We start from the raw sequence: 25,668 nt of genomic DNA, 5'->3' as shown, positions 1-25,668 counted from the left end.
GTGTCGATCGGTTCGCGGCGACTCTCATCGGATGGGAATGCCGCCGTCACCGTCCCAGCCACCGGACGACCCCCCGCCGTCGGGTGACCCGACCGGGGGCCACACGCCACCGCTCGCAGGCTTCGGGCCGCCTACCCAGGTCGGTGGTCCCCGGCCCGCGGGACAGGGCGGGGGCTCGCCACCCGATCGGCCGGGCGGATCTCCGCCCAGTGGGCGCCGCAACGGCCTGCTCCTCGTGCTGGCCGTGATCATCGCTCTGGGGGCCGTCGCCGCCGCGGTGCTCGTGGCAACCGGAGGCGGCCGATCGTCGGGCGAGAAGCCGCCGGCGAGACGACTGGCAGTACGCGCCCCGCGCCGGCCCCGTCGCCGAGCATGCAGTCCGGGCTGCCGACGGGCCTCCCCTCGCTGCCCTCGGGTTTCCCCAGCCGGCTGCCCAGTGGTGTGCCGAGCGGATTTCCCAGCGACCTCGACTCGCTCTTCCCGGACCCGGCCGCATGAGGAGTCACGCGCGCGTGTGGAAAGGCGTGGACCCACGCGTGCGTAGGCAACCGTCGCACGTCCGGGACGAGCCTCAGGCGTCGGTCTCCCCGTCGGCCGAAGCCAGCGCCGTGGCCGGATCATGGGCCGCTGGTCCTGCCGGGGCCCAGCGGCCCCGCTCCTTGCGGTAGGGCCACCAGCGGCCGTCCCGTCCGAGGCGGAGTTGGGCCGTGCCACCGATCACGGTCCACCGGTTGTGCGCGGAGCGCAGCCGAGGCCGCTCGTCCTCGTCCCAGGCCGTCTCCAGTGCGGCACGCGCGCGTGCGAGGGGCTCCGCCGGTACCTGCCACTCCCCGTCGAGTACGGCGAGACCGGCCGCTCCGCCGTACCGCCAGGCACGAACGGCGAGCGCCAGTCCTTCCTCGTCCCGTTCGGACCCCAGGGCGAGCCGTGCCCCGATGTTCCTGTCCGGACCACCGGCGGCCAGTCGAACCGCGTCCTGATGAGGCGTCAGTTCACCGTCCAGGGGCTGATGCGCGTGTCCCGGAGCGAGAGCGTCGGCCAGCATCCGGTGCGCCTCTCGGGCGGCCTGCGCGGCCAGGAAGGTCAGCGCGGCCGGGTCCACACCGGGCGCGGGTGGGACCTCCGTGTCCAGGGAGGGCGGCAGACCGGGGGCCGTGGGCAGCCGGGGTGGCCGGGGGAGTGGCGGGAGGATGTCCCCGGCCGCATAAGCCTCGGCGGCGTCCAGCCCGTCTCGAAGACCTTCCGGCGACGCCTCCCGCTCAACGGCGACCTGGGTGACGCCGCGCACCTGGAGTTCGTCCAGGAGCGCTCGCTCGGCGCGGCCCCGCATCAGCAGCAGCACGAAGGGATCCTGGTCCAGCAACCGGGCCACCTGGTAGCAGAGGGCTGCGGTGTGCCCGCAGTGGTCCCATGCACCGCAGTCGCACTCCGCCTCCAGATCACCGAGCCCCGGCAGCAGTTCGACTCCCGCGGTGGCGGCGTCCTCGACCAGATGGGGTGGCATCTCGCGGTCGAGCAGGGCGGCGATGTGCCCGGCCCGCTCGACCGCCATACCCAGAAAACGGTCCCAGTGGTCCTCGGACAGGGCATGGAGCAGCACGTCGGCCCGGTGAGCGGTGCCGTCGCGGTCCTGGACGACGGCCGTGACGCGCCCGGGACGCACCGATACCGCGCCCACGGCACCCGCCCGCGCGAGCCGGCGCCCCGCCTTCACCTGCTCGCCGTCCAACGCCGCGTCCTCCAGGGCCTTCAGCCAGGCCCGGCCCCACCACGTCCGGGCGAAACCGCGTCCGTGCACGGGTGCCGGCGCCGCGAACGTGCGCTCCTCGTCGTACCCGCCGCGTTCGTACCCGCCGCGTTCGTGCCCGTCGCGTTCGTGTCCGTGGTGTTCGTGTCCGATGTGTTCCGTCATCGCGCTCCCCCTCGAAGCTCCACCAGATCCGCCAGTTCGGCGTCGGACAGTTCGGTGAGCGCCGCCTCACCGGCGCCGAGCACCGCGTCGGCCAACTCCCGTTTGCGCAGCAGCATGTCCGCGATCCGGTCCTCGATCGTCCCCTCCGTGATCAGCCGGTGCACCTGCACCGGCCTCGTCTGGCCGATGCGGTACGCCCGGTCGGTGGCCTGCGCCTCGACCGCCGGGTTCCACCAGCGGTCGTAGTGCACGACATGCTCGGCCCGGGTCAGGTTCAGACCCGTGCCGGCGGCCTTCAGCGACAGCAGGAAGACCGGAACCTCGCCCTCCTGGAAGCGTTCGACCATCGACTCGCGCTCGGGAATCGGTGTCCCGCCGTGCAGGAACAGTGTCGGTACACCGCGCGCCGCGAGATGTCGTTCCAGGAGCCGTGCCATCTGCACGTACTGCGTGAACACCAGGGTGCTCGACCCCTCGGAGAGGATGGTGTCGAGCAGTTCGTCCAGCAACTCCAGCTTCCCCGACCTGCCCGGGATCCGGGGCCGTTCCTCCTTCAGGAACTGGGCGGGGTGGTTGCAGATCTGCTTGAGCCCGGTCAGCAGTTTCACGATCAGTCCGCGCCGCTCCATGCCGTCGGCGGCAGCGATCTCCGCCATGGTCTCGCGGACCAACGCCTCGTACAGGCCTACCTGTTCCCTGCTGAGCGACACGGCGCGGTCGGTCTCTGTCTTCGGCGGGAGTTCCGGCGCGATGCCCGGGTCCGACTTGCGTCGGCGCAGCAGGAAGGGCCGTACGAGACGGCAGAGCCGCTCCGCAGCGGCGGGGTCCCGGCTGCCCTCGACGGCCTGTGCGTACCGGGTCCGGAAGGCGCCGAGCCTGCCGAGGAGGCCCGGAGTGGTCCAGTCGAGGATCGCCCACAGCTCGGACAGGTTGTTCTCCACCGGAGTGCCGGTGAGCGCCACGCGCGCGCGTGCCCCGATCGTGCGCAGCTCCCTCGCCGTGGCCGAGTACGGGTTCTTCACGTGCTGCGCCTCGTCCGCCACGACCATGCCCCAGGACACCTCGGCGAGACGCGGCGCGTCGAGCCGCATCGTGCCGTAGGTCGTCAGGACGAACTCCGTGCCGCCGAGTCCGTCGAGGCTCCGCCGGGATCCGTGGAAGCGGCGCACCGGCACACCTGGAGCGAACTTCTCGATCTCCCGCTGCCAGTTGCCCATCAGTGAGGCCGGACAGACCACGAGGGTGGGGCCGGCCGACGTGACGTCGGACTGACGGTGCAGGTGCAGGGCTATCAGAGTGATCGTCTTGCCGAGGCCCATGTCATCGGCCAGGCAGCCGCCCAACCCCAGGGAGGTCATCCGGGCCAGCCAGCCGAGGCCTCGAATCTGGTAGTCCCGCAGGGTCGCGGCGAGCCCGGACGGCTGCTCGACCGGCTCCTGCCCCTCAGGGGCCGACAGCCGCTCCCGCAGGGTCGCCAGCCATCCCGTCGGCCGTACGTCGATCATCCGCCCGTCGACCTCCGTGGAGCCCGTCAGAGCGGCACCGAGCGCCTCGACCGGCGAGACCTTGCGGTCCTGCTGTGCACGGGCGCGGCGGATCTCCTCCGGGTCCACCAGAACCCACTGGTCGCGCAGCCGCACCATGGGGCGCTTCGTCTCCGCGAGCAGGTCCAGCTCCTGCCGGGTCAACCGCTGGTCGCCCAGCGCGAACGACCAGTCGAAGGCGAGCAGGGCGTCGGCGGACAGGAACGACGGGGTGTCCGAAGTCGCTTTGTCAGGTCCCTGCTCGTCGTCGGGTGGGCCGATGACCACGCGGGCGGTCAGCTCGTGCGCCAGTTTCCTCGGCCAGTGGACATCGACGCCGGCCGCTGCCAGCAGTCGCGCCTCCTCGCCGAGCAACTCGGTGACCTCTTCGTCGGCGAGGTGTACGGCGTCCGGCACTGCGGCGGAGAGCAGCGGGGTGAGCGGGGCCCAGGCGCGGGCCGCGCGGCGCAGGGCGAGCAGGGCGTCCATCCGCGCGCGCGGACCGAAGGCGCCTGCACCGGCCCACACCGTGGAGGCGTCCGCGACGAGGGCCGGGTCGCTCACGCCGTGCACCTGCAGGACGGCACGGAACGGCAGTTCCGCCCCGGCCGACTCGTCGCCCCCGACCGAGGCCAGCCCCGGGACCTCGACGCGTAGGGAGAGGCGGACGCCCGCGTCGTGCCCTGCGGCGACATCGGCGGCCCAGGCGCGCTGCTCGGGTACGTGCTGGGGTTCTCGTGCGGCGAAGGCAGGCCCGCCCGCCGCGACACTCGCGGCGGGGGAGCGCGGCAACGCGTCCATGACCGCGTCCACGAAGTCGCGCAGCAGCCGCTCCGGGTCCGGCAGCCGCAACGGCATGCCGTGCTCCACGGGCGCCAGGGGCACCGCGTGTGCCTCGGGTGGCATCGCGGCTGCCAGTTCGCGGACCCGGTCGAGGTCCTCCCCCCGCAGCGGGCCGGCCCGCCAGGCGTCCTGGCCGCTTGCGGTCACGCCGGGCAACAGCAGTCCTCGCGCGGCGAGTTGCAGTGCCAGTACGGCGGCCGCGCCCCAGAATGCCGTAGACCGGTGGGGGTCCGTCGAGGCACGCGCGCGCGTGAGCACCGCCAGGGCGGCACGTGGCGGGAGCGACACGGCGGGCACGACCACCGGCTCGACGCCCTCGTCGCCGGGCAGGACGACCGTCAGTTCCTCGGCCGAACCCTGCGCGACGTGGGGCGGCGCCGAACCGTCCTGCCGCCAGAAGGCGACGCGACCGGTGCGGGCAGGATCCGCGGCCACGAAGGCGGCATGGCAGCGGATGAGTTCCAAGACGTCGGAGGGGACGGCCACGGGGTTGGTCGGCACAGGGATGCTGACTCCTCAAATTTGACTACTGCATGCAGAATCGCCGAGGTTACCTCACTTCAAACCTCTGAAAGGCGGGTAATGAAGTGATGTGCATCACTTTTCCCTATGGGTGGTGGGGGCATCTCAGGGTTGTACGGGGGCTCGACTCAGGGACGCGTCAGGGTCGTGGTCCGGAACTGTGCGGAGCCCGATCCCGTTTTCAGGACAGAGAGCGGCAGTGGCCGCGAAGGAGGCGTCGGAGATGTCGAAGAGTACGAAGATCGTCGCGGGAGGTGCGGCAATCGGGATCGTCCTGCTGATCCTGTTGCCCTTCCCCTTCTGGGCCAATCTCCTGATAGTCCTGGGGATCCCCACGGCCGCGTACCTGGCGCTGGACCCCTCCCAGCGCCGCAGGCTGCGTCGGGCCGGCCGCAAGGAGCTCGGCCGCTGAGGTGCCACCGGCCCGCGTGTGCGGGCCGGTGGCGAGCGCAGGCTCAGTTCGGCCGTACCGCGATCTTGTCGAGGGACTGCAGGAGGCCGGGCAGTTCCGGGCCCCGGCCCACCGGCAGCACTTCGCCGGGCTCCTCGTCGAGAAGGACGAAGGCGATGTCGTCGGTCCTGGCGACCAAGGACCAGCCGGGACCGTCGGCCCTGAGGGTCCGGGCGTCACCCGGAGCGAACGAGGAGCGGACGCGCCCGAGAGGCGGAGGGGAATCCACGTACGCGCGGGCCTCCGCGAGCACCCGGCGGATGCCCGTACGAGGAGTGCCCTCTTCCTTCCCGCCGTCGGCCGCGTTCGCGGACTCCGTCGCGTCACCGGTCGACGCCCCGCTCGCGTCGGCCTGCCTTGCGAACGCGGTTTCCTCGATCTGCTCCCGCCACATGGACCACTGCAGCGCGATCTCGTCGGCGCCCAGACGCCGCTGGGCGGGACCCCAGATGGCGGTGTCCGGCGGACTCAGCGGGGGCCGGTCCGAGACCTCCGGATCGGGGTCGTGCGGGGCGGGCACCCCCGGGGCCGCCACGGCGACCGCGAGCGGCCAGCCCGGCAGCGCGGCCACGACCGAGTCCTCGTCCGGCGACAGGTCGTACTCCATCCCGCAGTCCCACGACGCGATCGCCACGGCGACCAGCGACACGTCGTCGACCGCGACCGTCCACCGGGCGCCTTCGCCGTCCTGGCCCAGGACGATCCCGTACCCGTCGGCGAGCGGTGCGAGACCGAGGGCGGCGCAGGCCTCCGGATAGTCGTCACCCAGCACACTGGGGAAGTTCGCGGGGGTGAGCAGTACCGCCGTCAGCACATACAGCGCGTCGTCGTCCCCGGCGGTGACGGCGTCGTCGTCCGTCCCGGCCATGCCGGCCTCCCATCGCTCTCGCTCGTCCGTCGGCGCACCCTAATGCGCCCGGCGGCCCCTTGTCACGAGCGGGAACGCCGTGCGGAGCTGCCGGTATCCGGGTGGACAGGGGCGAATCGACCCTGACCCTCACTGGTTCAGGCGGCGGGCAGTCCCAGAAGTGAACGGGCCACCGTCTGCGGCGACTCGTCGCGCTCCCGTGCGAGCGCGATCACCGCCCGGCACGCCAGCTCGCTCACCCCGAACGACAGGGCCTCAGGCGACACCCAGGTCACCGCCTCGTCGATCTGGTCCTGGTCGTCCTCGGCGCACGCCGAGATGTAGACGGCCGCAGCCTCGAAGAGGTTGTGCGTGCGCTTCGCCTCCCGCGCGGTGGTCTCCACGCGCATCGAGTCGCGGAATCTGCCGAAGGACTTGCGAAGACTGTCGAACATATGGATTACCTACCCCCCGAGTCGGTGTCGCAGCTCGTTCGCCTGTAGCCACTCAACGTAGAGACGGAGCCGCGGCCGCAGAAGAGGGCGTGGCGTGGCGGAGCGCCGCGTGGGGCAGGTTCGGACCCTGCGCGACCCCCCTCGACCCTCGAAGGCTCAGCCGCGTGTGGCGAGTGCGAGGAAACGGGCGTCCTCGTCGACGTACGACGTCATGTGCCAGCCGGCGGCGGCCAGCAGCGGACCGAGGTTCGCCTCCGCCCGCAGGTCCTGCGGTGTGATCCGCCGCCCCTGCCGGGCCGCGAGCGCCGCCCGGCCGATCGGATGGAAGAGCGCCAGTGTGCCGCCCGGCCGGACCACCCTCGCCAACTCCCGCAGATTCGTGGTCGGGTCCGGGAGATGCGCGATGAGGCCCGCCGCGAACACCGCGTCGAGCGACTCCGTACGCAGCGGCAGCACCGCCACGTCGGCGAGCAGCAAGTGCCCGTCGCGGTCCCGTCCGGCCCGCACGGCGGCCTCCAGCATCGCGGGGGTCAGATCCGCCCCGATCACCACCCCGGACGCCCCCACCGCGGCTCGCAACGGCATCAGTGCCCTCCCCGTGCCGCACCCCGCGTCGAGCACGCGGTCGCCCTCGCGCAGGCCGAACTCGGCGACCGCTGCGGCGTAGGCGGGCCCGTCGTCGGGGAACCGGGTGTCCCAGTCGGCGGCCCGTGCCGTGAAGAACTCCTGGACGTGTGTGTGGTCGTCGCTCATGCTCCGCATGATCCCTCACCGGTACGGCGGAGGGGTGGCGCGCATGTTCGGACTGGAGGCGATCGTTCCAGCGTGTATATGCGCCACATTCCACCACCTTTCGAAATGCGCCCCCTTGATGCTCCCGTGCCCCCGCTAGCGTCCCGGAGCCATGGGACACCTGGACCACGCCACCTTCGGCTGGCTGACCCCCGCGCTGTCGTACGTCATGGCCAGCATCGGCGCCGCCCTCGGACTGCGCTGTACCGTCCGCGCGCTCGGCGCCACCGGAAGGTCGCGGCGCAACTGGCTCGTCACCGCGGCGTCGGCGATCGGCACCGGCATCTGGACCATGCACTTCGTGGCGATGCTCGGCTTCGGCGTCAGCGGCACCGAGATCCGCTACGACGTACCACTGACGATCCTGAGCCTCCTCGTCGCCATGATCGTGGTCTGCGCCGGAGTCTTCGCGGTCGGCTACGGCCGGGACCGTACCCGGGCGCTCCTCCTGGGCGGGCTCACCACCGGCCTCGGCGTCGCGAGCATGCACTACCTGGGCATGGCGGCCGTACGCCTGCACGGTGACGTGACCTACGACCCGGCGCTCGTCGCGCTCTCCGTGGCGATCGCCGTGGTCGCGGCGACCGCCGCCCTGTGGGCGGCACTCAACATCAGGTCGCCCATCGCGGTCACCGTCGCCTCCCTGGTCATGGGCGGAGCGGTGAGCAGCATGCACTACACCGCGATGTGGGCGGTGCGCGTGGAGGTCACTCCGTCCGGTGCCGTCCTGCCCGGGGCCACGGCGATGCAGTTCATCTTCCCCCTCGCCGTCGGCCTCGGGTCCTACCTCTTTCTCACCTCGGCGTTCGTCGCGCTGTCGCCGACGGCCGGGGAGCGCGAGGCATCCGCGTCGGCCCAGCGGCCGGTCGAGAACGCCGCCGCCCACTGACCGCGACCGGTGGACGTCGAGACCCGACCCGAACCACTCCGATCGAGGAGGCCATGCGTACACCCCGCAGGACCCCGACAGCCACTGCCGAGGCGCCGCCCCCACCCGCGATACGCGGCCGACGCGCTCACGCCGGACCTCCGGCCGACGAGGGCTTCGAACCCGATGAGACCGGCGTTCCGAGGACGGGAGCGCCCCCGCGTGGGGGACGATGGCACCTGCGCCCCCGCACCGTGCGGGCCAAGATCGTCTGCCTGCTGATGGTGCCCGTGATCTCCCTGCTCGCGCTGTGGGCCCACGCCACCGTCACCACCGCCCAGGACGTCGCCCGCCTCCGGCAACTGCAACGCGTCGACGCCTCCGTACGCGCCCCGGTCGCCGAAGCCGTCGCCGCGCTCCAGGACGAGCGCGTGGCCGCCGTCCGGTACGCCACCCGGCCCTCCACGGAGCGGGAACGCACCCTGAAGAGGCTGTCCCGGGACACCGACCGAACCGTCGCCGCACTGCGTCTTGGCGACCGGCACACCATCGCCGACGGCACCGACCTGCCCTCGGGAGTCGCCGAACGCCTCGCCGGCTTCGTCACGGGAGCCGAACAACTGCGGGCACTGCGGACCGCGGTGCTCGACCGGCGCACCAGCTGGGCCGAGACGTACGAGAGGTACACCACGACCATCTCCGTGGCCTTCGGCGTGGGCGGCGCGCTCACCGGAGTCCAGGACGCAGACCTCGGCTCCGACGCACGCGTGCTGCTCGAGTTCTCCCGCGCCGCCGAGGCCCTGGCCCAGGAGGACGCGCTCCTGGCCGGCGCCCGGGTGTCCGGCACCTTCGACCGCGAGCGGCTGCGCCTGTTCACCGGCGCCGTCGACACCCGCCGCACCCTCACCGAGGCCGCCGGCGCAGATCTGCGCGGCCCCGAACGCGCCGCCTGGCAGGAACTCGCCGAAGGAGGCGACTACGCCGACGTACACACGATCGAGGACAAGGTCCTCGCCGGTCACACGGGCGACAAGGCGCTCCACGCCGCTCCCGAGGCCGTCTGGGAGTCCGCCCACACGCGCGTGCGGGACGACATGCGCGGCATCGAGGCCGACGCCGGGAGTGACGTCGCAGACCGGGCCGACCCGTTCACCCGAGCCCTGCTCACGCCGGCCGGAGCCGCGGTCCTCCTCGGCCTCGTCGCCGTCGCGGCCTCCCTCGTCATCTCCGTACGCATCGGACGCGGACTCGTCGTCGAGCTGGTGAGCCTGCGCAATGGGGCGCTGGAGATCGCCCGGCGCAAACTGCCCCACGCCATGCGGAAGCTGCGCGCCGGGGAGGACATCGACGTCGACACCGAGGCCCCGCCCGGCCCACCGGCGGAGGACGAGACCGGCCAGGTCGCCGAAGCCCTGGGAACCGTGCACCGGGCTGCCCTCCGCGCGGCGGTCGAGCGGGCCGAACTGGCCAACGGCATCTCCGGGGTCTTCGTCAACCTCGCCCGCCGCAGCCAGGTCCTCGTACACCGCCAACTGAGTCTGCTCGACACCATGGAACGCCGCTCGGAGGACCCCGACGAACTCAGCGACCTCTTCCGGCTCGACCACCTCACCACCCGTATGCGCCGCCACGCCGAGAGCCTGATCATCCTCTCCGGAGCCGCCCCCGGCCGCGCCTGGCGCATGCCCGTCTCATTGACGAACGTGGTCCGCGCCGCCGTCTCCGAGATCGAGGACTACGCGCGCGTGGAGGTACGACGACTTCCCGAGGCGAAGATCGCCGGTACCGCGGTCGCCGACCTCACTCACCTCCTCGCCGAACTCGTGGAGAACGCCGCCCAGTTCTCGCCGCCCCACACACGGGTACGCATCACCGGGGAACCGGTCGGCAACGGCTACGCGGTCGAGGTCGAGGACCGGGGGCTCGGCATGGGAAAGGAGACCCTTGCCGAGGCCAATCGCCGGATAGAACAGTCCGAGGCCCTCGACCTGTTCGACAGCGACCGGCTCGGACTGTTCGTGGTGAGCCGACTCTCCAACCGCCACGGCATCAAGGTCCACCTGCGGACCTCGCCCTACGGCGGCACCACAGCGGTGGTCCTCCTGCCCACCACCTTGCTGCACAACGCCATGACGGAACGTTCCCCTCAGGTAGCCGCCGAGGCACCGCCCCAACCCCGGGAGCGCGAGTACGCGCGCGTGGCCGCCGCCCCGCACCAGGAACCCATGGAACAGCCCGCGGACCGGCGCGCCCTGATGGCCCCCGTCGCCTCCGTCGGGCAGACCACGGCGGACGACCCACCCGAACCACCACCCGGTGTGACCGCCCTGCGGCCGCACCGCCCCCCACCGGAACCGGAACACACCGACGAACTGCCGCGTCGCGTACGCCAGTCCCACCTCGCACCCCAACTGCGCGAGCGGCACGACGGGCACCCCGTGCCCACGACGCCGGCCCGACCGGACGACGAACGCACCCCGGAACTCGTACGAGACCGTATGGCGGCCTACCGCGACGGCTGGGCCCGAGGCGGCGGCAGGGCACCCGGCCGAGGCGTCACTCACCGCCCCGCGACGGGCAGCGACAGCAGCGACAGCAGCGAAGGAGACCTCGCATGATCCAGGACCCGACCACCAGGGCCACCGAGCGGTCCGGCGAACTCGACTGGCTGCTGGACGACTTGGTCCTGCGCGTGCACGAGGTGCGGCACGCCGTGGTGCTGTCCAACGACGGACTCGCGGTCGGCGCCTCCAGCGACCTCGCGCGCGCGGACGCCGAGCATCTCGCGGCCGTGGCCTCCGGTTTCCACAGCCTCGCCAAGGGCGCGGGCCGCCACTTCGGCGCCGGAGGCGTACGCCAGACCATGGTGGAGATGGACGACGGATTCCTTTTCGTGGCAGCCGCCGGAGACGGCTCCTGTCTCGCCGTCCTCACCTCCGTCACCGCGGACATCGGGCTGGTGGCGTACGGGATGGCACGGCTGGTGAAACGGGTCGGCGAGCACCTCCACACACCGACCCGCGCAGGGGCGCGCCCGCCCGCTGCCGGATGAACCAGGGACGGGTCGTGCTCATGGCCGAGGGCAGCACGGGCGCTCCCAACGAGTCGCCGGGCAGTCAGTGGTACGACGACGAGGCCGGACCACTCGTCCGCCCCTATGCCGTGACGGGCGGTCGCACCAAGCCCGGCCCGAGAGGGGTCCGCTGCGACCTGATCGCCCTCGTGTCGCTCGTCACCGGCGCGCCCTGCGCCGATGACGACACCTCGTTCGGCCCGGAACACCGCTCGCTCATCGAGCTGTGCCGAGCCGAGACCCAGTCGGTCGCCGAGCTCGCCGCGGGCGCCGACCTGCCCCTCGGCGTGGTGCGGGTGCTCCTCGGCGACCTCCTGGAACTCGGCCGCGTCACAGTCAGCCGTCCCGTACCGCCCGCACAGCTCCCCGACGAGCGGATCCTGCGTGAGGTGATCGAGGGGCTGAGGGCGCTGTAGATGAACAACCACGCTGTGGATGAACAACCACCCCGTCCCGTCCCGTACCGACTTGTGCGTCCGACCCGGCACCGAACAGACACAGAACGGTCGGCGCAAGGAAAAAGCAATGCAACGCCACACGGAGGAGCGGCAGTTGTCATGATGCTGACTTCGCGCAGCCGTACCGATGTCGACCACGGCCGACACTCCCGAGAGAAGTGATCGATGGTCTCCGAGCACTCCGACGCGACAGACGGCGACACGGGCGCCCTGGCACTGAAGATCCTTGTCGCCGGTGGATTCGGCGTGGGCAAGACGACCCTCGTCGGCGCGGTCAGCGAGATCAGGCCGCTGCGCACCGAGGAACTCCTGAGCGAGGTGGGACAGTCGGTGGACGACACCGACGGGGTGGACCAGAAGGTCACCACCACGGTCGCCATGGACTTCGGGCGCATCACCATCAGGTCCGGGCTCTCGCTCTATCTGTTCGGCACGCCGGGGCAGGACCGGTTCTGGTTCCTGTGGGACGAGTTGGCTCAGGGCGCCTTGGGTGCCGTGGTCCTCGCGGACACGCGGCGACTCCAGGACTGCTTCCCCGCCGTGGACTACTTCGAGCACCGGCACATTCCGTTCGTCGTCGCCGTCAACTGCTTCGCGGGAGCCCGCGCGCACGACGCCCACGACGTCTCCCGCGCTCTCGACCTCGACGAGGGCACTCCCGTGGTCCTCTGCGACGCCAGGGACCGCGACTCCGGGAAGGAAGTACTGATACGGCTCGTCGAATACGCCGGTCGCATGCACACCGCTCGGCTGCTCGACTCCGTGGGCTGAAACCGGTGGAGAAGCGCCCCTGGCCGGTTTCCGTCCCTTGACGCCGTTGTTCGCGGTGCTGGAGCGCGTGGCGTCGTCGTTCCCTGCGCACTGGATCGGCGCTGCGCGAGGCGCCTGTCAGCACGGACGGTCGCCGTGTCCGCCGCTGCGACGTCCGTGCGGAACGCGCGCCTGCCATTCCTTGTCGGTCATCTTCCTTGCCATGTCCCCATCCTGCTTGCTCCGACGGCAGCGGTGGGGAAGGCTGAATCGTCGGATCCTCCTTGCAGGGGGAACGACGAAACGGGGAGTCGGAGAAATGGTGCAGAACGCGGGACTCGGTTGGCTGCTGGACGACCTGACCGAGCGCGTGGAACCCATACGGCACGCCTTGGTCCTGTCCAACGACGGACTGGTCACGGCGTCGAGCACGGGGCTGCGACGGGAGGATTCCGAACACCTCGCCGCCGTCTCGTCGGGACTGCACAGCCTGGCCAAGGGATCGGGGCGGCACTTCGGTGCCGGTGACGTACGGCAGACGATGATCGAGTTCGACGACGCGGTGCTCTTCGTCACCGCCGCAGGACCGGGTAGCTGCCTGTGTGTGCTCAGCGCCGCGGAAGCGGACATCGGACAGATCGCTTACGAGATGACCCTGCTGGTGAACCGCGTCGGTGAACACCTTCGCGTGGACGCCCGCCAGCCCGAACGCTCGGCAGCGATGGAGCGCTGACCTGCTGCTTCACTGCCGCGAGCAGAGTTATCCACAGGCCCGCCACGACTTTCAGTGATCGGGCTACGGTTTTCCCGAGGCGAGCGCGAGATCAGCGCGAGCACCATTGCACACGGGGGAGAACCACCATGTCCGGCAACACCATCACGCCATGCACCAGTCGGGCCGTGCCCGCCGAGCCCCGCCTGCCCACCACTCCCGGCTTCGCCGCGGCAGCGGCGGCCGGTGAGACCGTACGTGCTCTCACGCTGAGCCGTGCCGCACGTGAACTCCACCTGACGCGTAAGGACTTGGAGCTCGCCGTGCAACTGGGCCGGGTCCGAACGGTGATCGACGACGGAGGCGGAGGCCGCCGGGTCGCACGAGCGGAGATCGACCGGCTCCGGGCCGAAAAGGGCTACCCGGAAGGACTGCGAGAGCAAGTCGAAGCCGTGGGGACCACCGAGGCCGCCAAGATCCTGGACGTGCCGGTCTCTCGCTTCATGCGTCTCGCACGGCTGGGCATGGTCACGCCGGTCGCGTTCCACCTCAATAGGTATCGTGCGGTGGTCTGGCTCTATCTGGCAGTGGAGCTGCGGCAGTTCGCGGCAGACGAGACGAACACGCCGTGGCTGAAGGGCCGTCTCCCTGAGGAGCTCAGGCGTCAGTTGGAGGCGGGGCTGGATCTGCGCCCGCGGAACTGGCGAGGGCGCCATCTCGGCGTCTTGCTGCGCCAAGCCGACGACCCCTGGAGGCGCGCCGCCGCTCCGGCCTCCCTTCTCGATCCGCTCCAGGTGGCCGAGATCGTCCGAGACCCCTATGAGCGCGCCCACCTGAACCGGCACCGGCACACTCGGCCTGACCACGGCGCCCCCGACTCACCCGCCGCCCAGCTCACCCTGCGGATCATGACGGCGGACGCCCCTGACGAGATCGAGTGGCTGCGGACGGACCTGCGACAGTCCCTCATCGAAGCCCGCGCCCACCGCCTCGCCCCGAGGCCACGCCGCAAAGTACCGGCGCCGACGGTCCCCGAGAACACGAGGCGTTCTACCGGTCGACGCCCGACCCCGCCCAAGCGCTCCGAGAAACGTCGAGGTTTCCTCGGCCGGCTTCGGCGCGGTTCGGCGCGGAAACCCTTGACCTGATCACCCTGAGGGCTCGGCGGTCCCCCGGGCACGTGAGGAGTGCCGCGCATGACCACTGAGACCTCTCCCTCCACTGCCGCCCCGTCCTATGGTCGACTCGTCGCTCTCACCGTCCACCGGGACGACCTGGACGCACTCAGCATGCTGCACAACGCCCGCTACCCGGTGCTCCCGGCCTGTACGCCGTTCCACCTGTGGGTGGAACGGCTCGGTACCACCAGCCTGACCTACGGCTTCCGCTTCTGCGCCGCCGACGGTGGTCCCTCCCTTCACCTCCGGCCCCCGCCCCGGAGCGTCCGACGAACGTACGGAGCGCACATGACTCGCTCGCTCGCCCTGGCCGACCATGACAATCTCAAGCGGGCAGCGGAGCGCCTTCGCCGCCAGGCGCAGGCGGCAGGTGAGCCCATCCACCTGGCGGACGACCGGGCGAATCCTGCTCTGGCTCTTTACGGACCGGGCCAGTTGAGATGCACGCTAGACCGTCGTCTTCGCCCACCCGGAAGCCGTGAGCTGACCTGTCACATGTGAGGTTCGCCTTGGGCTCACTCGAGGGGCCGTAGCGAATCGTTGTTCAGGCTGGCCGCCAGCCACTGCTCGACGGCTGTGATGTGGACGGTCGCGGCGGAGACGGCCAGCAGCGCGTCACGCGACCGGAGCGCGCGCAGGATCTCCTCATGGTCGTGGTGGGCGTTGTCCAGGGCCTGGCGGGTGCGGCTGCCCCGGATGATGCGTACGCGCTGGGTGCGGGTGGAGAGCACTTGCAGGAGCATGCAGAGCACCGGGTTACCGACGGTTTCGACGATCCTGAGGTGGAAGGCGATGTCGTGCGCGACGAACTCCTCGGCGGTGGCGGCGGACCGGCACCGGTCGAGGATGTGACGCAGCTCCAGGAGGTCGTCCGGTCGCAGTAGCGCGGCAGCCAGTCCGGTGGCCTGCGGTTCGAGCAGCCTGCGTACCTGGAGGAGTTGCCGGGCGGTCTCGCCCTGGGAGACGTCGGCCGCGAAAGAGAGGCTCTCCAGCAGCAGATGGGGCTCCAGGCTGGAGACGTACGTGCCGTCCCCCTGCCGGGTGATCAGGATCCGCATGGCGGTCAGGGCGCGGACGGCCTCGCGCAACGAGTTGCGGGACAGGCCCAGTTGCCCCGCGAGAATCTCCTCCTTGGGCAGCCGGGAGCCGGGTGCGAGTTCGCCGGCGACGATCATCGCCTTGATCTTGTCGATGGCATCGTCGGTCAGTGCCACGAGCGTGCCTCTCGGTGCCGGGTGTATGCGGTGCGGTTCGGCTCCGCCCGCCGCATCGAGTCGGGCGGAGCCGTGCGCGAGAAGCGGCTACTCCTGCTTCTCGCCGGAGGCGAAGCGGGAGATGATGAGGGCGACGATGATGATCGCGCCGTTGGGGAACTGGTTCCACAGGGGTGGTACGCCGGCGAGGGTCATGACGTTGACGACGAGTTGGAGGGTCAGGACGCCGGTGAGGGCGCCGAAGATGGAGCCTTTGCCGCCGTTGAGGCTGACTCCGCCGATGACGGTGGCGGCGAAGACCTGGAAGATCCAGCCGTTGCCCTGGGTGGCGGAGATGGATCCGTAGTGGCCGCTGTAGAGGATGCCGGCGAAGGCGGCCAGCGCGCTGCCGAGGATCAGCACGGTCCAGACGATGCGGTCGACGCGGATGCCGGCGGTGCGGGCTGCTTCGGGGTTGCCGCCGATGGCGTAGAGGGCGCGGCCGTGGCGTAGCCAGGCGAGGGGGCCCGCGCCGAGGGCGAAGAGGATGACTGTCCCTGGGTCAGGCCAGCTTCCTGAACAACCCCTCCTGCACGACGGACACGACCAACCGGCCCTCGCGGTCGTAGATGCGCCCGCGCGCCAGGCCCCTGCCGCCGACCGCGATGGGGGACTCCTGGTCGTACAGCAGCCAGTCGTCCGCGCGGAACGGCCGGTGGAACCACATGGCGTGGTCCAGCGACGCCATGTCGTAGCCCCGGGGTCCCCACAGGGGCTCCACCGGGATGCGGACGGCGTCCAGGAGGGTCATGTCGCTGGCGTACGTCAGCGCGCAGGTGTGCACGAGCGGGTCGTCGCCCAGGGGGCCGACGGCCCGCATCCACACGGCGCTGCGCGGCTCGGCGCTCTCGACCTCATCCGGTGTCCAGCGCAGCCGGTCGACGTACCGGAGGTCGAAGGGCTGACGCCGCGCCATGCGCTCCAACTGCTCGGGCAGCGCTCCCAGATGCTCGGTGATCTCCTGCGTCACCGTCGGCAGGGACTCCGGGTCCGGCATCTCACGGGCCGGCGGCAACTGGTGCTCGAAGCCGCCCTCTTCCGGCTGGTGGAAGGAGGCGGTCAGATTGAAGATCGTGCGGCCCTGCTGCACGGCGGTGACACGGCGCGTGGTGAACGAGCGCCCGTCACGGACCCGCTCGACCTGATAGACGATCGGCACCCCCGGACGGCCGGGACGCAGGAAGTACGCGTGCAGCGAGTGCACCGGCCGGTCGCCCTCCGTGGTGCGCCCGGCGGCGACCAGGGCCTGCCCGGCGACCTGGCCGCCGAACACCCGCTGGATGGACTCCTGGGGGCTGCGCCCACGGAAGATGTTGACTTCGATCTGCTCCAGGTCGAGCAGATCGACGAGCCGCTCGGCGGGGTTGGTCGTCATGTCGTGGCTTCTCCCGTGCTCACAGCTGACCGACGTCGGTGACCTTGACGACGGCGCGTCCCTCGGTGTCGGAGGCCGCGAGGTCGATCTCCGCGCTGATGCCCCAGTCATGATCGCCGTTCGGGTCGGCGAAGGTCTGCCGGACGCGCCACAGCCCGTTCTCCGGCTCTTCCTCGATCATCAGCAGGCGGGGCCCGCGCGCGTCCGGACCGGTACCGAGTTCCTCGTACTCGTCCCAGTACTTGTCCATCGCCTCGCCCCACCGCTCGGCGTCCCAGCCGGACTCGGCGTCCATCTCGCCCAGCTCGTCCACCTGGTCGAGGGCTGCCAGCTCGACGCGACGGAACAGGGCGTTGCGGACGAGGACACGGAAGGCACGCGCGTTGGAGGTGACGGGCTTGACCTCGTCGGCCTTCTCCTGGGCCTCCTCGGCCGTCATCTCCTCCGGGTTGGCGAGCTGCTCCCACTCGTCGAGGAGACTGGAGTCGACCTGGCGGACCATCTCGCCCAGCCACTCGATGAGGTCCTGGAGGTCCTCGGACTTGAGGTCGTCCGGGATGTTGTGGTCGAGGGTCTTGTAGGCACTCGCGAGATAGCGCAGCACGATGCCCTCGGTGCGGGCCAGCTCGTAGAAGGACACCAACTCCGTGAAGGACATGGCCCGTTCGTACATGTCCCGGATGACGGACTTGGGCGAGAGCGGGTGGTCGCCCACCCAGGGGTGGCTCTTGCGGTACGTGTTGTACGCGTGGAAGAGCAACTCCTCCAGCGGCTTGGGGTAGCTGATGTCCTGGAGCCGCTCCATGCGCTCCTCGTACTCGACGCCGTCCGCCTTCATCGCGGCGACGGCCTCACCGCGCGCCTTGTTCTGCTGTGCGGCGAGGATCTGCCGGGGGTCGTCCAGCGTCGACTCGACGACGGACACCATGTCCAGGGCGTATGACGGCGATTCGGGGTCGAGCAGCTCGAAGGCGGCCAGCGCGAACGTGGACAGCGGCTGGTTGAGCGCGAAGTCCTGCTGGAGGTCGACCGTCAGACGGACGATGCGGCCCTCGGCGTCCGGCTGGTCGAGCTTCTCCACGATGCCGCCGTCCAGGAGCGAACGGTAGATCGCGATGGCTCGGCGGATGTGCCGCAGCTGCTGCTTGCGGGGCTCGTGGTTGTCCTCCAGCAGGTGCCGCATCGCCTCGAAAGCGTTGCCCGGCCGGGCGATCACCGACAGCAGCATCGTGTGCGTGACCCGGAATCGGGAGGTCAGCGGCTCCGGGTCGGAGGCGATCAGCTTCTCGAAGGTGTTGTCCGTCCAGCCCACAAACCCCTCGGGCGCCTTCTTGCGGACCACCTTGCGGCGCTTCTTGGGGTCGTCGCCGGCCTTGGCGAGCGCCTTCTCGTTCTCGATGACATGCTCGGGCGCCTGTGCCACCACGAAGCCCGCCGTGTCGAAGCCGGCCCGCCCGGCCCGGCCCGCGATCTGGTGGAACTCACGTGCACGCAGCGTCCGCACCCGGTTGCCGTCGTACTTCGTGAGCGCGGTGAACAGCACGGTGCGGATGGGGACGTTGACACCGACACCGAGTGTGTCCGTGCCGCAGATGACCTTCAGCAGACCGGCCTGTGCCAGCTTCTCCACCAGGCGCCGGTACTTGGGCAGCATGCCGGCGTGGTGCACACCGATGCCGTGCCGTACGTAACGGGAGAGGTTGCGGCCGAACTTGGTGGTGAAGCGGAAGTTGCCGATCAGTTCGGCGATCCGGTCCTTCTCCTCCCGCGTGCACATGTTGATGCTCATCAGCGCCTGCGCCCGCTCCACGGCCTGCGCCTGGGTGAAGTGCACGATGTAGACGGGCGCCTGCTTGGTGGCGAGCAGCTCCGTGAGCGTCTCCGTCAGCGGTGTCAGCACATACTCGTACGACAACGGCACCGGGCGGGTCGCCGAGCGGACCACGGCGGTGGGGCGGCCGGTGCGCCGGGTGAGGTCCTTCTCGAACATCGAGACGTCGCCGAGCGTCGCCGACATCAGGATGAACTGGGCCTGCGGCAGCTCCAGGATCGGGATCTGCCAGGCCCAGCCACGGTCGGCCTCCGCGTAGAAGTGGAACTCGTCCATCACCACCTGGCCGACGTCGGCGTGCTTGCCGTCGCGCAGCGCGATGGACGCCAGCACCTCGGCGGTGCAGCAGATGACGGGGGCGTCGGCGTTCACGGACGCGTCGCCGGTGAGCATGCCGACGTTCTCGGTGCCGAAGATCTTGCACAGCTCGAAGAACTTCTCCGAGACCAGCGCCTTGATCGGGGCCGTGTAGAAGGTGACCTCGTCCCGCGCGAGAGCCGCGAAGTGGGCGCCCGCCGCGATCATGCTCTTGCCTGAGCCGGTGGGCGTCGACACGATCACGTTCGCGCCGGAGACCACCTCGATGAGCGCCTCCTCCTGGTGCGGATAGAGGGTGAGACCGCGCTCGAGGGCCCACGACTCGAAGGCTTCGTAGAGGGCGTCGGGGTCGGCGGTCCGCGGCAGCTGATCGATGAGGGTCACGCCCCCATCTTGCCTGCCCGCACACGCAATGGGGGAATCGGATGCCGGGCCGAAGATCGCGAACGCTACGCTGTGGCGCCGACGGAGCGTCAGCGCACACGGACAACTGGACAGCGGCACAGGGCGACTGGACAGCGGCACGAATGGAACGGGACGGGGCACGGCCATGATGGGACCAGCACACTCACTGTCGGGGGCCGCGGCCTGGCTCGGCGTAGGGGCGGCGGCGGCCGCCGCCGGGCACACGATGCCCTGGCCGGTCCTCCTCGCGGGTGCGCTGATCTGCGCGGGTGCCGCGCTCGCCCCCGACCTGGACCACAAGGCGGCCACGATCTCGCGCTCCTTCGGTCCGCTGTCACGCTGGGTGTGCGAGATCGTCGACAAGCTCTCGTACGCCGTCTACAAGGCGACGAAGAAGCAGGGCGACCCGCGCCGCTCCGGGGGGCACCGCACGCTCACGCACACCTGGCTGTGGGCGGCGCTGCTCGGTGGGGGCGCCTCGGCCATCGCGATCACGGGTGGCCGCTGGGCGGTGCTGGCCATTCTCTTCGTACACATGGTGCTGGCCATCGAGGGTCTGCTGTGGCGGGCGGCCCGGGGGTCGAGCAGCGATGTGCTGGTGTGGCTGCTGGCCGCGACCAGCGCGTGGATCCTCGCCGGAGTCCTGGACAAGCCGGGCAACGGAGCGGACTGGCTGTTCGCACAGCCGGGCCAGGAGTACCTGTGGCTCGGGTTGCCGATCGTCCTCGGGGCGCTCGTGCACGACATCGGGGACTCACTGACCGTCTCCGGCTGCCCGATCCTCTGGCCGATACCGATCGGGCGCAAGCGCTGGTACCCCTTGGGCCCGCCGAAGGCGATGCGGTTCCGTGCCGGAAGCTGGGTGGAGCTGCGGGTCCTGATGCCGGTGTTCATGGTGCTCGGGGGAGTGGGCGCGGCGGCGGCGTTGAACGTCATCTGACGGCACGCTCCTGCCCTGCCCGATCGGTGGGGCAAGGGTCCCTGTCCGCTGAGTCGGAGCGCCTCTCGGGTCGACGGGCGCATTTCCTGCCAGGGTCGGTGGGCGGCGCCCCGTCGGCCGAGTGGGGGCCCTGTCGGCTCGGCGGGACGGGCCTCGTGCTGGGGCGGACGGACCCTGTCTGGCGGCTGGCGAAGCGGATTCCCGGCGGGTCGGTCGACGGGTGTTCTGGCCCATCCATGGCGCGGTTCTGCTGCTGCTCCGGTCACCGGTCCCCGGTCGGCTCACCGGGACGGGCCTCCTGCTCGGGCGGACGGACGGGCAGACGCGCGGGTGGCGGGCCTGCTGCCAGTCGGCCGCGGGTGTCCTGTCGGGGCGGTCGGGCGGGGTCCCGCCGCGCCAGACGGACGGGGCCTCTTTCTCCACGAGGTGCATGGCCGCGTCCACGGCGGCTCGGCGGGACGACCCTCCTGCCGGGTCGGCCGGACGGGCGCGTCGCCGGCTCAGCGGGTACGGATTTGCTGCCGGGCGAGTCGACGGGCGCCCCGCCGGCTCAGTGGGACTGGCCTCCTGCCGGGTCGGGCCGGACCGGCCGGTCGCCGCGGGCGTCCTGGCGGGGCGGGGCGGTCGGGTGGGCTCCCGCCCGTGTCACGCCGACGGTGCTTCCTCGTCCACGATGTGCATGGCCGCCTCCTCCGCGGAGGCGGCCGCTCCGTCGATGCCCACGTCGGTGGCGATCAGCCCGCTCTCCTCGTCCTCGTGCGCGCCCTCGTCGGGGGCGACGAGGCGGCCGGAGCGGAGGTCGCCCACCTCGTTGTCCAAGGGCTCGCCGTCGGTGTCCTGGGAGTCGCCGATTCCGTCCCCGTCGGGGTAGGTGATGTCCGGGAGCTCTTCCGCGAGGCGTTGGTCCAGGGTCTCGCCGCGCAGGCGCTCCGCCGCGGTCACACCGGTGTGCTCCACCGCCCATGGCCGCTCCGGTGGCGACCAGCCCCGGTCCAAGGGATCGGCCACACCGTCGGCGACCAGGGTGTCCTCGGCGTCCAGCAGCCCCGCGTCGTCCTGGATCTCGGATCCGTCTGGCTGGTAGACGTCGTCTCCCCATCCGCCGGCTCTGTCCACGGGTACCTCCAGTGGTGGGACGGGCCCGGTGCCACCGCTGGGCGGCGGTGGGCGCGCGGACCGCTGGGCGCCGGCCCGAACCCCGCGAACCGGGCGGTTCACGGGCGTCCCCCGAATCAGTGCCCACCACCAGCCTTCCACTCGCGTTCGGCACCGCGCAACGGCAGGCACCGGCGACCTGGCGACCCCGCGACGCCGCCCATACGGACCGGGGCCGGCGGCGGGATCGGTTCCGCCCCGGGCCCGGTCCCGTCAGCCGTGCCAGGACCTCCACAGCGCCGCGTACGCCCCGTCCGCCTCGACCAGTTGATCGTGGCTGCCCAGTTCGCTGATCCGGCCGTTCTCGACGACGGCGATGACGTCGGCGTCATGGGCGGTGTGAAGGCGGTGGGCGATGGCGACGACGGTGCGGCCGTCGAGGACGCGGGCCAGGGAGCGCTCCAGATGGCGGGCCGCGCGCGGGTCGAGGAGCGAGGTCGCCTCGTCCAGGACCAGTGTGTGCGGGTCGGCGAGGACCAGCCGGGCCAGGGCGATCTGCTGGGCCTGCGCCGGGGTGAGCGCGAAGCCGCCGGAGCCGACCTCGGTGTCCAGCCCCTCGTCCAACGCCCGTGCCCAGGTGTCGGCGTCGACCGCGCCCAGCGCCGCCCACAGCTCGGCGTCCGCCGCACCCGTACGGGCCAGGAGCAGGTTGTCGCGCAGGGAGCCGACGAAGACATGGTGCTCCTGGTTGACCAGGGCCACATGCGAGCGGATGTCCTCGGCAGGCATCCGGGACAGCTCGGCGCCACCGAGGGTCACACATCCGTCGCGCGGCGCGTAGATCCCGGCGAGAAGTCTGCCGAGCGTCGACTTGCCCGCGCCGGACGGGCCGACCAGGGCGAGCCGGGTGCCGGGCGCGACCTCCAGGGACACCTCGCGCAGGACGTCGACGCCCTCCCGGTATCCGAAGCGCACCTGGTCGGCGTGGACATGACGCCCCTCCGGGGCCACAGCCGGGTCGCCGTCCTCCGGCTCGATGTCCCGCACACCGACCAGGCGGGCCAGCGACACCTCGGCTACCTGCAGCTCGTCGTACCAGCGCAGGATCAGGTTCACCGGGTCGACGAGCATCTGGGCGATGAGCGCACCGGTGGTGAGCTGGCCGAGGCCGATCCAGCCGTGCAGGACGAACACCCCGCCGATGATCAGGACCGAGCCGAGGACCGTGATGTGCGTGAGGTTGATGACCGGGAAGAGGACCGATCGCAGCCAGAGCGTGTACCGCTCCCAGGCCGTCCACTCCCGCACCCGCTGGTTCGACAGGTCGATACGGCGGGTGCCGAGGCGGTGGGCCTCGACGGTGCGGCCGGCGTCCACGGTCTCCGCGAGCACGGCGGCGACGGCGGCGTACCCGGCGGCCTCCGAGCGGTAGGCGGAGGGCGCGCGCCTGAAGTACCAGCGGCATCCGACGATCAGCAGCGGCAGGGCCAGCAGTACGGCGAGGGCGAGCGGGGGAGCGGTCACGGCGAGACCGCCGAGTAGCAGTGCCACCCAGACGACACCGATCGCCAGTTGGGGCACTGCCTCGCGCATGGCGTTGCCGAGCCGGTCGATGTCGGTGGTGATCCGGGAGAGCAGGTCCCCCGTCCCGGCGCGTTCCAGGACGCCCGGCGGCAGCCCGACGGACCGGACGAGGAAGTCCTCGCGCAGGTCGGCCAGCATCCGCTCGCCGAGCATGGCGCCCCGCAGCCGTACCTCGCGTACGAAGCCGGCCTGGACGACGAGCGCGACGACGAACACCGTCGCCGTCATCTCCAGATGGAGTTCGCGTGCCCCGTCCGAGACCCGCTCGACGAGCGAGCCCAGCAGGTAGGGGCCCGCCATGGAGGCCACCACGGCGATCGTGTTGACGGCGATGAGCAGGACGAAGGCCCGGCGGTGCCGGCGGAACAGCTCGGCCACGTAGGCGCGTACGGTCGCGGGGGCGCCGACGGGCAGCGTGTTCGCCGTCGTCGGGGCGGCCGGGTCGTACGCCGGTGGCGCCACGCCGATCATGCGGTCTCCTCGATCTCTTCCAGTTCGTCCAGTACGTCGCCGAGGGCGGTTTCGCGCTGCGCCGAACCGCCGGCGAAGGCGGTCCTCGTCCCCGGTCCGGCCATCGGGTCGGGTTGCGACCCGGTTCCGTCGGCCGGGCCGGCCTCCTCGTCGGTCTCGCGGGTGACGACGGCCCGGTACCGGGGCTCCTCGTGGATCAGTTCGCGGTGCAGGCCGACCGCCGCGATCTCGCCCTCGTGCACCAGGACGACGCGTTCGGCGAGGTCCAGCAGCAGCGGCGAGGAGGTGAGGACGAGCGTCGTGCTGCCCGCGCGCAGTGACCGGATGCCTTCGGCGATCCGCGCCTCGGTGTGCGAGTCGACGGCGGACGTCGGCTCGTCGAGGACCAGCACGCCCGGGTCGGTGATCAGGGACCGGGCCAGTGCGAGCCGCTGGCGCTGACCACCCGAGAGGGAACGGCCGCGCTCGGTGATCCGCGCGTCCATCGGGTCCTCGGCGTCGAGCGACCCCTGGGCCAGGGCCTCCAGCACATCACCGCACTGCGCGGCGGCCAGGGCCTCCTCCGCCGTGACCTCGCCCGAGGCCGGCACGTCGAGGAGGTCGCGCAGTGTGCCGGAGAGCAGTACCGGGTCCTTGTCCTGGACCAGGACGGCCGTACGGGCGGAATCGAGCGGCAGCTCGTCGAGCGGGACGCCGCCGAGGAGCACGGAGGGGCCCTCCTCAGGGGCGTGGCCGCCCAGCCGTTCCGCCAGCCGTCCGGCAGCGTCCGGGTCGCCGCACACCACCGCGGTGAGACACCCGCCGGGTGCCAGCAGTCCGGTCGCCGGGTCGTACAGGTCCCCGGCGGGCACGGCGGCGTCGCGGGACCCCTGGGTGTCCGTGGCCCGCTCCAGCGACAGCACCCGGGCGGCCCGCTTGGCGGACGGACGGGAGAAGGAGTACGCCATCGCGATCTCCTCGAAGTGCCGCAGCGGATACGTCAGCAGCATGACCGCGCTGTACACGGTGACCAGTTCGCCGACCGTGACCCGGCCCTCGCGGGCGAGACCCACGCCGTGCCAGACGACGGCGATCATCAGCAGCCCCGGCAGCAGCACCTGGATTCCGGAGATCAGGGCCCACATACGGGCGCTGCGGACGGCGGCGTGGCGGACCTCCTGGGAGGCGTGGCGGTAGCGCTCCAGGAAGAGGTCCTCGCCGCCGATGCCGCGCAGGACACGCAGGCCCGCGACGGTGTCGGAGGCCAGTTCGGTGGCGCGGCCGGCCTTCTCGCGCTGGAGGTCGGCCCGACGGGTCGCAGGGGGCAGCAGCGGCAGCACGGCGAGGGCGAGGACGGGCACACCCAGGGCGACGATGATGCCGAGCGCGGGTTGGTAGACGACCAGGCCGACACAGACCAGCACCACGGTGAGGGCCGCGGCGGTGAAGCGGGAGACCGCCTCGACGAACCAGCCGATCTTCTCGACGTCGCCCGTGGACACCGCGACCACCTCTCCGGCCGCCACCCGCCGTGTGAGCGCCGAGCCGAGTTGGGCCGTCTTGCGGGCCAACAGTTGCTGGACGCGCGCGGCGGCGGTGATCCAGTTGGTGACCGCCGTCCTGTGCAGGAAGGTGTCGCCGAGCGCGACGGTGAACCCGCACAGTGCCAACAGCCCGCCCGCGAGGGCGAGTCGGGCGCCGGAGCGGTCGACCACGGCCTGGATGGCGAAGCCGACGCAGAACGGCAGCCCGGCCACGGAGGTGAAGTGCAGCAGCCCCCACGCCAGTGCCTTGAACTGCCCGCCGAGCTGATTCCGGCCGAGCCACCAGAGGAATCGGGGACCCGAGCGAACGTCGGGCACACCCGGGTCTTGATACGGAAGGTCTTGAATCTGCATGACGTCCCAGCGGCTCGAGTCAGGGTGGGGGGAGAAGGCGAGAGGGAGAAGGCGGGGAAGAAGCGCGGAGAAAAGGGTGGCGAGGTCTGGTGACCGACCGTGCAAGGTTCGCGTCGCCGCGTGGTCGGAAGCAAA

General features: G+C 71.3%; 20 protein-coding genes and 2 pseudogenes. 10 read left to right on the top strand and 12 right to left on the bottom strand.

Annotation, left to right across the window (positions count from 1 at the left end; genetic code table 11):
- Positions 1 to 571 precede the first annotated feature (571 nt).
- Together ACFY9I_RS05795 and ACFY9I_RS05790 are read right to left on the bottom strand one after the other, a co-directional pair.
- Positions 572 to 1,912 (bottom strand): SWF or SNF family helicase, encoded by a 1,341-nt coding sequence (locus tag ACFY9I_RS05795; protein ID WP_390997151.1) that lies wholly within the window; start codon positions 1,910 to 1,912, stop codon positions 572 to 574.
- Complete coding sequence (locus ACFY9I_RS05790; protein ID WP_390997149.1) at positions 1,909 to 4,779, bottom strand: SNF2-related protein; 2,871 nt, start codon at positions 4,777 to 4,779, stop codon at positions 1,909 to 1,911. Before ACFY9I_RS05790 ends, ACFY9I_RS05795 begins: the two co-directional genes overlap by 4 nt.
- A gap of 220 nt (positions 4,780 to 4,999) precedes the next feature.
- On the opposite strand from ACFY9I_RS05790, the gene ACFY9I_RS05785 reads away from it, so the two are divergent.
- Positions 5,000 to 5,212 carry a hypothetical protein gene (locus ACFY9I_RS05785; protein WP_390997146.1) on the top strand — a complete coding sequence of 71 codons (213 nt, stop codon included), beginning with the start codon at positions 5,000 to 5,002 and terminating at the stop codon, positions 5,210 to 5,212.
- A 43-nt stretch (positions 5,213 to 5,255) separates the two neighbouring features.
- Here ACFY9I_RS05785 and ACFY9I_RS05780 read toward each other — a convergent pair whose 3' ends face one another.
- The 3 genes from ACFY9I_RS05780 to ACFY9I_RS05770 all read right to left on the bottom strand — a co-directional run bounded on the left by ACFY9I_RS05780 (position 5,256) and on the right by ACFY9I_RS05770 (position 7,315).
- The gene (locus ACFY9I_RS05780) at positions 5,256 to 6,119 is read right to left on the bottom strand and encodes a hypothetical protein (RefSeq protein ID WP_390997143.1); all 864 of its coding nucleotides are present in this window, start codon (positions 6,117 to 6,119) and stop codon (positions 5,256 to 5,258) included.
- Positions 6,120 to 6,256: 137 nt separating this feature from the next.
- On the bottom strand, positions 6,257 to 6,553 hold the full coding sequence (locus ACFY9I_RS05775) for a hypothetical protein (RefSeq protein WP_390997141.1): 297 nt from the start codon (positions 6,551 to 6,553) through the stop codon (positions 6,257 to 6,259).
- A gap of 156 nt (positions 6,554 to 6,709) precedes the next feature.
- Positions 6,710 to 7,315 (bottom strand): methyltransferase domain-containing protein, encoded by a 606-nt coding sequence (locus ACFY9I_RS05770; protein WP_390997138.1) that lies wholly within the window; start codon positions 7,313 to 7,315, stop codon positions 6,710 to 6,712.
- A gap of 142 nt (positions 7,316 to 7,457) precedes the next feature.
- Here ACFY9I_RS05770 and ACFY9I_RS05765 point away from each other — a divergent pair, with 142 nt between their 5' ends.
- The 8 genes and pseudogenes from ACFY9I_RS05765 to ACFY9I_RS05730 form a co-directional block, all read left to right on the top strand.
- Complete coding sequence (locus ACFY9I_RS05765; RefSeq protein WP_390997136.1) at positions 7,458 to 8,234, top strand: MHYT domain-containing protein; 777 nt, start codon at positions 7,458 to 7,460, stop codon at positions 8,232 to 8,234.
- Between the two features lie 53 nt (positions 8,235 to 8,287).
- Complete coding sequence (locus ACFY9I_RS05760) at positions 8,288 to 10,831, top strand: nitrate- and nitrite sensing domain-containing protein (RefSeq protein WP_390997133.1); 2,544 nt, start codon at positions 8,288 to 8,290, stop codon at positions 10,829 to 10,831.
- The gene (locus ACFY9I_RS05755) at positions 10,828 to 11,265 is read left to right on the top strand and encodes a roadblock/LC7 domain-containing protein (protein ID WP_390997130.1); all 438 of its coding nucleotides are present in this window, start codon (positions 10,828 to 10,830) and stop codon (positions 11,263 to 11,265) included. The genes ACFY9I_RS05760 and ACFY9I_RS05755 overlap by 4 nt, the downstream gene beginning before the upstream one ends.
- A 20-nt stretch (positions 11,266 to 11,285) precedes the next feature.
- Entirely contained in the window at positions 11,286 to 11,702 is a 417-nt protein-coding gene (locus ACFY9I_RS05750; protein ID WP_390997128.1) for a DUF742 domain-containing protein, read from the top strand.
- 207 nt (positions 11,703 to 11,909) lie between these two features.
- A complete protein-coding gene (locus ACFY9I_RS05745) occupies positions 11,910 to 12,515 on the top strand; it encodes an ATP/GTP-binding protein (RefSeq protein ID WP_390997125.1) in 606 nt (201 codons plus the stop codon).
- 298 nt (positions 12,516 to 12,813) lie between these two features.
- Entirely contained in the window at positions 12,814 to 13,227 is a 414-nt protein-coding gene (locus ACFY9I_RS05740) for a roadblock/LC7 domain-containing protein (RefSeq protein WP_390997123.1), read from the top strand.
- A 128-nt stretch (positions 13,228 to 13,355) separates the two neighbouring features.
- Positions 13,356 to 14,354: a DUF6397 family protein gene (locus ACFY9I_RS05735; RefSeq protein ID WP_390997120.1), complete on the top strand. Its 999-nt coding sequence runs from the start codon at positions 13,356 to 13,358 to the stop codon at positions 14,352 to 14,354.
- Between the two features lie 48 nt (positions 14,355 to 14,402).
- Positions 14,403 to 14,612, top strand: a pseudogene (locus ACFY9I_RS05730) (acyl-CoA thioesterase); the annotation flags it as partial.
- Between the two features lie 287 nt (positions 14,613 to 14,899).
- Here ACFY9I_RS05730 and ACFY9I_RS05725 read toward each other — a convergent pair.
- The 4 genes and pseudogenes from ACFY9I_RS05725 to ACFY9I_RS05710 form a co-directional block, all read right to left on the bottom strand.
- Positions 14,900 to 15,598 (bottom strand): FCD domain-containing protein, encoded by a 699-nt coding sequence (locus ACFY9I_RS05725; protein WP_390997117.1) that lies wholly within the window; start codon positions 15,596 to 15,598, stop codon positions 14,900 to 14,902.
- Between the two features lie 87 nt (positions 15,599 to 15,685).
- Positions 15,686 to 16,129: pseudogene (locus tag ACFY9I_RS05720) on the bottom strand (ABC transporter permease); the annotation flags it as partial.
- Between the two features lie 10 nt (positions 16,130 to 16,139).
- Entirely contained in the window at positions 16,140 to 17,012 is an 873-nt protein-coding gene (locus ACFY9I_RS05715; protein WP_390997114.1) for an acyl-CoA thioesterase domain-containing protein, read from the bottom strand.
- Positions 17,013 to 17,031: 19 nt separating this feature from the next.
- Positions 17,032 to 19,545, bottom strand: coding sequence for a DUF3516 domain-containing protein (locus ACFY9I_RS05710; RefSeq protein ID WP_390997112.1), 2,514 nt, complete (start codon positions 19,543 to 19,545; stop codon positions 17,032 to 17,034).
- A gap of 166 nt (positions 19,546 to 19,711) precedes the next feature.
- Here ACFY9I_RS05710 and ACFY9I_RS05705 point away from each other — a divergent pair, with 166 nt between their 5' ends.
- Positions 19,712 to 20,506, top strand: a complete 795-nt coding sequence (locus tag ACFY9I_RS05705) for a metal-dependent hydrolase (RefSeq protein WP_390997109.1) — start codon at positions 19,712 to 19,714, stop codon at positions 20,504 to 20,506.
- Between the two features lie 645 nt (positions 20,507 to 21,151).
- On the opposite strand, the gene ACFY9I_RS05700 is transcribed toward ACFY9I_RS05705, so the two are convergent.
- The 3 genes from ACFY9I_RS05700 to ACFY9I_RS05690 form a co-directional block, all read right to left on the bottom strand.
- Complete coding sequence (locus tag ACFY9I_RS05700) at positions 21,152 to 21,622, bottom strand: DUF5709 domain-containing protein (RefSeq protein ID WP_390997107.1); 471 nt, start codon at positions 21,620 to 21,622, stop codon at positions 21,152 to 21,154.
- Positions 21,623 to 21,874: 252 nt separating this feature from the next.
- Positions 21,875 to 23,656: an ABC transporter transmembrane domain-containing protein gene (locus tag ACFY9I_RS05695; protein ID WP_390997104.1), complete on the bottom strand. Its 1,782-nt coding sequence runs from the start codon at positions 23,654 to 23,656 to the stop codon at positions 21,875 to 21,877.
- Complete coding sequence (locus ACFY9I_RS05690) at positions 23,653 to 25,533, bottom strand: ABC transporter transmembrane domain-containing protein (protein ID WP_390997102.1); 1,881 nt, start codon at positions 25,531 to 25,533, stop codon at positions 23,653 to 23,655. Before ACFY9I_RS05690 ends, ACFY9I_RS05695 begins: the two co-directional genes overlap by 4 nt.
- Positions 25,534 to 25,668 lie beyond the last annotated feature (135 nt).

This window comes from Streptomyces sp. NPDC012510 (genome assembly GCF_042955065.1).
Taxonomy (GTDB): Bacteria; Actinomycetota; Actinomycetes; order Streptomycetales; family Streptomycetaceae; genus Streptomyces.
This window is presented reverse-complemented; position numbering and strand designations above follow the sequence as displayed.

Bases quoted from the DNA above. Each gene is read 5' to 3' on its own strand.
- ACFY9I_RS05690 (WP_390997102.1), bottom strand. From the start codon at position 25,533: ATGCAGATTCAAGACCTTCCGTATCAAGACCCGGGTGTGCCCGACGTT.
- ACFY9I_RS05735 (WP_390997120.1), top strand. From the start codon at position 13,356: ATGTCCGGCAACACCATCACGCCATGCACCAGTCGGGCCGTGCCCGCC.
- ACFY9I_RS05740 (WP_390997123.1), top strand. From the start codon at position 12,814: ATGGTGCAGAACGCGGGACTCGGTTGGCTGCTGGACGACCTGACCGAG.
- ACFY9I_RS05770 (WP_390997138.1), bottom strand. From the start codon at position 7,315: ATGCGGAGCATGAGCGACGACCACACACACGTCCAGGAGTTCTTCACG.
- ACFY9I_RS05750 (WP_390997128.1), top strand. From the start codon at position 11,286: ATGGCCGAGGGCAGCACGGGCGCTCCCAACGAGTCGCCGGGCAGTCAG.
- ACFY9I_RS05760 (WP_390997133.1), top strand. From the start codon at position 8,288: ATGCGTACACCCCGCAGGACCCCGACAGCCACTGCCGAGGCGCCGCCC.
- ACFY9I_RS05695 (WP_390997104.1), bottom strand. From the start codon at position 23,656: ATGATCGGCGTGGCGCCACCGGCGTACGACCCGGCCGCCCCGACGACG.
- ACFY9I_RS05765 (WP_390997136.1), top strand. From the start codon at position 7,458: ATGGGACACCTGGACCACGCCACCTTCGGCTGGCTGACCCCCGCGCTG.
- ACFY9I_RS05715 (WP_390997114.1), bottom strand. From the start codon at position 17,012: ATGACGACCAACCCCGCCGAGCGGCTCGTCGATCTGCTCGACCTGGAG.
- ACFY9I_RS05755 (WP_390997130.1), top strand. From the start codon at position 10,828: ATGATCCAGGACCCGACCACCAGGGCCACCGAGCGGTCCGGCGAACTC.
- ACFY9I_RS05795 (WP_390997151.1), bottom strand. From the start codon at position 1,912: ATGACGGAACACATCGGACACGAACACCACGGACACGAACGCGACGGG.
- ACFY9I_RS05745 (WP_390997125.1), top strand. From the start codon at position 11,910: ATGGTCTCCGAGCACTCCGACGCGACAGACGGCGACACGGGCGCCCTG.
- ACFY9I_RS05775 (WP_390997141.1), bottom strand. From the start codon at position 6,553: ATGTTCGACAGTCTTCGCAAGTCCTTCGGCAGATTCCGCGACTCGATG.
- ACFY9I_RS05780 (WP_390997143.1), bottom strand. From the start codon at position 6,119: ATGGCCGGGACGGACGACGACGCCGTCACCGCCGGGGACGACGACGCG.
- ACFY9I_RS05705 (WP_390997109.1), top strand. From the start codon at position 19,712: ATGATGGGACCAGCACACTCACTGTCGGGGGCCGCGGCCTGGCTCGGC.